The following is a 5,288-nucleotide window of genomic DNA, read 5'->3' as shown; positions in this document are numbered from 1 at the left end:
CCGCAGTGATCGTAGCGCCAAGCACGCTGGAAATCGTACCATCTAGGATAATCGTCGTTAGATTTCCGCTGGGATCTGTAGTGAGCGGATGATCAACCAGGGTAGCATCCCGGCCAAATATAAGTGTTCGTAGATTATCAGGATTCGCTTGAAAAGAGCTATAGTTAGGCAAAGTTCCTCGTCCCTTCCTTATAAAATGATCAAGTGATACTTAAATACTGGGCTTGGACGTATACACAATCTTGCCTACACCCGTTGAATGTAGCGTGGAGGCGGTGGTTCGAGTCCACTAGCATTCTCATTTCTTTTAAAGCAACAATCTCTTTTGAATCTATAAAACAATCAAATCGATTCTGGCTGATCTTCAAGCGGAGACTAACAGAGTGAGCTCCCTCATTCTTAACTGAATAAGAGAGAATCGTTTTAGTTACGCTTTTTTATGTTTTCTCTTGCTGCGCTTTTTAAGCTCCAGGCCAATACGGATTTCATTCACTTCCTACGGGATTTCTGGTGCTCAATCCATGAAAAGGCCCAAACCGTCGTTTGAGCCCTGAGCCTAAATAAACCGCAGTCCAATAAGCCGCAAACCGATAGGGACAATCCTTAGCCATTCGAATGGTGTGATATTAATATATGGTGGGAAAAAGGGGGTGACTGGGCAGGAAAAGCAAAATTACGCACATTCCCACAACCTGTTACTGAGATCGGCATAAAATGAGAAGAAGCATAAGTACGGGGAGGATATCTCATGCCTAACGACTCAGTATTCAATCAGAGCAGCCAGCCACTTTTTACAGAGCAAGTTAACACGTATGTTGCACCTGGTATAGATTCAGCTCCTGAGGGGGGAGCAGCCAAGGCGGGGCTATTGTTTGGAATCCCCTTTACTTCTACGGTAACGACGACTGCCCCCTTAGTAATTCAGATTAGTAATCCGGCAGGAAGCGGACGTACCTTGTATGTATCCCGTGTGACTGCCAGCTCAGCGACGGCGGCTGTTACTTTATCATTACTTCGGAACGCTACGGTCACCGGGACTACCGTCACACCGATTAATTATAATTTTGGAAGTGCGTTAACTAGTGTTATGACGGCTAGAACCTCAACTGCAGCCCCTACTGGAAGTCCAGCCACGCTAGTATCTCTATTGCTGGCGGTCGGTCCGATCATTGTTGATTTTACAGGGCAAATTGTAGTTCCCCCCGGAAATTCCATTACTACCTCCATTACGATTGCATCGGGGTCCTCGGCGGCGACAACGTCTATCAGCTGGTGGGAATATTAGAAGCAGGAGGGATAAATATGCCTAATCAATTTGTATTTAATGACAACGATCAGCCTCTTTATGTGGATATGGTGAATACCTTCCAAGCGCCAGATATTAGCGCACCGCCTGAAATAAGCGCTTCGCAGGCTGCAGTCTTATATTCAACTAACACATCTGCGTCTAGTTTGGTCGTACTTAGTCTAATCTCCGCAATCGCTTCTATTCGGATTAGTAATGCTTCAGGCAGTGGAAAAACTGTGTATATCTCACGTATAAGCGGCAGTATTGGCGGTTCTTCCCTACTATCAGCAATGTCGGGTAGCTTTACAATTGTAAAAGGAGGGACGGTAACTTCACCTACAACATTAACGCCAACGAATAATAATTTGGGCAGCTCGGCGACGAGTGCGATGACCGTTCAGTCTTCCACAGCAGCCATTAGCGGGGGAACGACGCTTTTCAATTATCAATTGGCACCGGGGGCATTCTCACAGAACTTTACGGGCAGCATCATTGTCCCGCCGGGGACTGCTATTTGTGCTAACGTAACCTCATCCAGCTCCGCCGTAGGTTTAACGATTACCTCAGCGTTGGGTCTTCTTTGGTGGGAGCAATAGCGTTCTTGCTGCGAACCATTCACAGAGCTGAACCTTAACATCACTTGGGTTGAGGTTTTACATAAAAGGATGGAATGTATAGAAAATAAAGGGGATTGGCATTATACAATAAAGTTGTATATCAGATTGGTATGTGAAAAGAGGGACAATTATGGAAAGTTGTTTATTTATTCATGGCTTTACCGGAGGTGAGCATGAGATCTCTCCCTTGTCCCAGTTTATGGAGCAGCATAATTACCGTTCCAGAACGTTTACCCTGAAAGGGCATGGGGGGAGCAGGAATGATTTATTGCATTCGGATCGACATGATTGGCAACAGAGTGCTGAAGATGAATTGACAGAGCTGTTAAAGACGGATGAAGGTGTTCATCTGATTGGCTTTTCTACCGGTGCCCTTATTGCTTCACATCTTTCTGTACGGTATAAACCCTGGATCAAATCCCTTACTTTATTGTCCACTCCCGTATTTCCGCTGAATCCTGTGGAGATTCTTAAGACTCTTGGGAGCTTTTCCATGCTAAAAACGTATATTAATAAATTCACTTCAACGCCCCCAAGGGCGACGAGAGAGTTTCAACGATTGGTCCGGGAGAGTTTTTCAATCTATCCTCATATTGAGACTCCAACCTTGATCGTGCAGGGGAAGCGAGATCATCTGGTGAAGACTCGAAGCGCTGACTTCCTGCAACATACGATTCCTACAGCCCAAAAACAAGTGATAATGGTGGATAACAGTGGTCATATGGTTTGTCATTGTGAAGATAAGGACCGGATAATGAATGAAGTATTGCATTTTATTCAGAGTGTAGGAAGCTAAGCATATAAGGTGAATAATGAACTCCAAAGAGCCCCTAATAAGGAGGCTCTTTTTCTTGGGAATTTTATTTTTTATAGCTTGACAACGTATTCATAATCATGGTAATTTTTAGTAGGGAAACCGGTTTCCCTAAAATTATTTGTTTTTTGTGTTAAAGATATTAAAAACATTAGAGATATCACTGGGCGGGCTTGGTTTTTAATCAAAGAAGTAGGTTTTAGAATGTTTTGAATACGCTTTAATAAGAGAGGGAGATGCACGCAATGAAACGTAGGTTATGGTATGTACCCGTTCTAATTACATCTATTCTTCTTTCTACCGTGATTAATTTGTTTGTCTTAACACCGCAAAAAGCTGAAGCGGCAAGCATCGGCACGATTAATGAGAACGACACTATTTATCAGATTATGGTTGACCGATTTAATGATGGAGATACTTCCAACAATGCTACGGGTGCGGCAATTCGCTATGGAGAAAACTCTGAGGAAGATTTCCGTTATATGAAAGGCGGAGACTGGCAGGGGATTATCGATAAGCTATCATATATTAAAAATATGGGCTATACCGCGATTTGGATTTCCCCAGTGGCTGAGCCACAAATGACTAACCGGGAAAACAACGGTTCCGGAAAAAATACAGCCTATCACGGATACAACGTTAAGAACCCTAACGCTGCCAATCCATACTTCGGAACGAAGGAGAAGCTGAAGGAGCTTGTGGACTCCGCACATGCACTTGGCATCAAAGTAGTGATTGACGTTGTGCCAAACCACGTCGGTGATTATATGCTAGGTTCCCAAGCCTATTATGATATCCCATCATTGCAGCCAGTGGCTCCGTTCAATAATCCAGCATGGTACCACCATAATGGAGATATTAACTGGTCTCTGGCGGATGGAAGATATGATCAGTGGGCGCAGGATTACTTAGAGAATCATGATTTGGGCGGGCTAGATGACATTGATTTCGATGTTCCTGCGGCTAAGCAGGCGATATTCGATTCCATCAAAGGCTGGTTTGATTATACAGGCGCTGACGGTGCGCGTGTGGATGCTGCCAAGCTGATGAAGCCAACAGATATCGGTGAACTACAAAATTATCTGGGCGTTAATACATTTGGCGAGAATTTCGACGGAAATGTTGAATTTGTCTCACGTTGGGTCGGAAACAACAAGGAATGGGGTATGCTCGATTTCCCAATGTTCTTCTCCGTACTTAACAGCTTTGCTTATGGGCAGTCTTTTGAGTCCAATATCAAAAGCACCTTGGCACAGGATTCCTACTACAATGGGAATGCCAATCACATGGTTACCTTTATCGACAATCATGACCGCAACCGTTTTCTAACGGAAGCCGGGGGAAGCGTTGATAAGCTGCAGAATGCTTTAACCTTTATTTTTACAGTTCGTGGAACACCAGTGGTCTTCCAAGGAACAGAGCAGAACAAAGGCAACGGCAACAGTCAGATCATGACAGGCGGTATTGCTGATACTTGGAACCGTTGGTCTATGGTGAAACGGGATGCAAGCGGAAACGTAATTGAGAACTATTTTAATGAAAGTGCCAGCACCTACAAGCACGTAGCCAAACTTAATGAGATTCGTAAAAATAACCCAGCACTACGTACAGGTACTCAACGTGAAATGTGGGCTGCGCAGAACTTATATGCCTTCTCACGTCGTATCGACACTGGAACTAATCAAGGTCAAGAAGCTATTTCTGTATTTAGTAATCAATCTAGTGGTTCGCAAACGGTAACCATCCCGCTGCGCGCCGAGAGTAGTTTGACCGCAGGGACAGTTTTATATAATCAGCTGAATACTGCAGATACAGTGACTGTACAATCAGGCGGAGTAACTGGAAAGCAAATTACTGTAACTGTAGGTGCAAATTCAGCCAAAATCTATGCAAAACAACAACAACCTTCAGAAACAGTTCCTCCAACTACTCCGACCAATGTAACGGCAACTGTTCAGAATGCATCTAGCGCTTTGATCAGCTGGACGGCATCTACCGACAACGTAGGTGTAACTGGTTATGAAGTTTATCGTAATGGTGTTAAGGTAGGCACAACGGCGACTACTTCCTATACGGACAATGGTTTATCCGCTAGTACTACCTATAACTACACGGTAAAAGCATTTGATGCCGCAGGCAATCTATCTCTTCTTAGTGCGATTGCGTCTATTACAACACCAGCAGGGAACAGTGTCACGATTTACTATAAGCAAGGTTATACCTCGCCTTATATTCATTATCGCCCAGTAGGAGGTACATGGACGACATCTCCGGGTGTGGCTATACCTGTATCTGATGTAGCCGGATACAACAAAATAACGATTAATATCGGCTCCGCCAGCCAGCTTGAAGCATGCTTTAACAACGGCAGTGGCACATGGGACAGTAACGGGGGGAGCAACTATCTATTCGGTACTGGAACCTGGACTTATACGCCAACAGGAAGTATTACATCGGGTGGGCCAGTGACACCAACACCAACACCAACACCAACAGTAACACCGACACCAACGCCAACAGTAACACCAATACCAACAGTAACACCAACACCAACACCAACACCAACACC

4 protein-coding genes are annotated in these 5,288 nt (G+C 44.5%); all 4 read left to right on the top strand.

Annotated elements, in window-relative coordinates; all coding sequences use genetic code 11:
• Nucleotides 1-748: 748 nt before the first annotated feature.
• Complete coding sequence (locus CA598_RS30965; protein ID WP_094878986.1) at nt 749-1,285, top strand: hypothetical protein; 537 nt, start codon at nt 749-751, stop codon at nt 1,283-1,285.
• Between the two features lie 17 nt (nt 1,286-1,302).
• Nucleotides 1,303-1,884 (top strand): hypothetical protein, encoded by a 582-nt coding sequence (locus CA598_RS30960; RefSeq protein WP_094874793.1) that lies wholly within the window; start codon nt 1,303-1,305, stop codon nt 1,882-1,884.
• Between the two features lie 151 nt (nt 1,885-2,035).
• A complete protein-coding gene (locus CA598_RS30955; protein WP_042191649.1) occupies nt 2,036-2,701 on the top strand; it encodes an alpha/beta hydrolase in 666 nt (221 codons plus the stop codon).
• 263 nt (nt 2,702-2,964) lie between these two features.
• The coding region (locus CA598_RS30950) for an alpha-amylase family glycosyl hydrolase (RefSeq protein WP_094878985.1) at nt 2,965-5,288 on the top strand (2,324 nt) is incomplete at its 3' end.

Origin of the sequence: Paenibacillus sp. VTT E-133291, assembly GCF_002264395.1 — a bacterium.
Taxonomy (GTDB): Bacteria; Bacillota; Bacilli; order Paenibacillales; family Paenibacillaceae; genus Paenibacillus_AQ; species Paenibacillus_AQ nitricinens.
The sequence above is the reverse complement of the archived record's forward strand: the minus strand, read 5'-3'. Positions and strand labels throughout refer to the sequence as shown.

Bases quoted from the DNA above. Each gene is read 5' to 3' on its own strand.
- CA598_RS30960 (WP_094874793.1), top strand. From the start codon at position 1,303: ATGCCTAATCAATTTGTATTTAATGACAACGATCAGCCTCTTTATGTG.
- CA598_RS30965 (WP_094878986.1), top strand. From the start codon at position 749: ATGCCTAACGACTCAGTATTCAATCAGAGCAGCCAGCCACTTTTTACA.
- CA598_RS30955 (WP_042191649.1), top strand. From the start codon at position 2,036: ATGGAAAGTTGTTTATTTATTCATGGCTTTACCGGAGGTGAGCATGAG.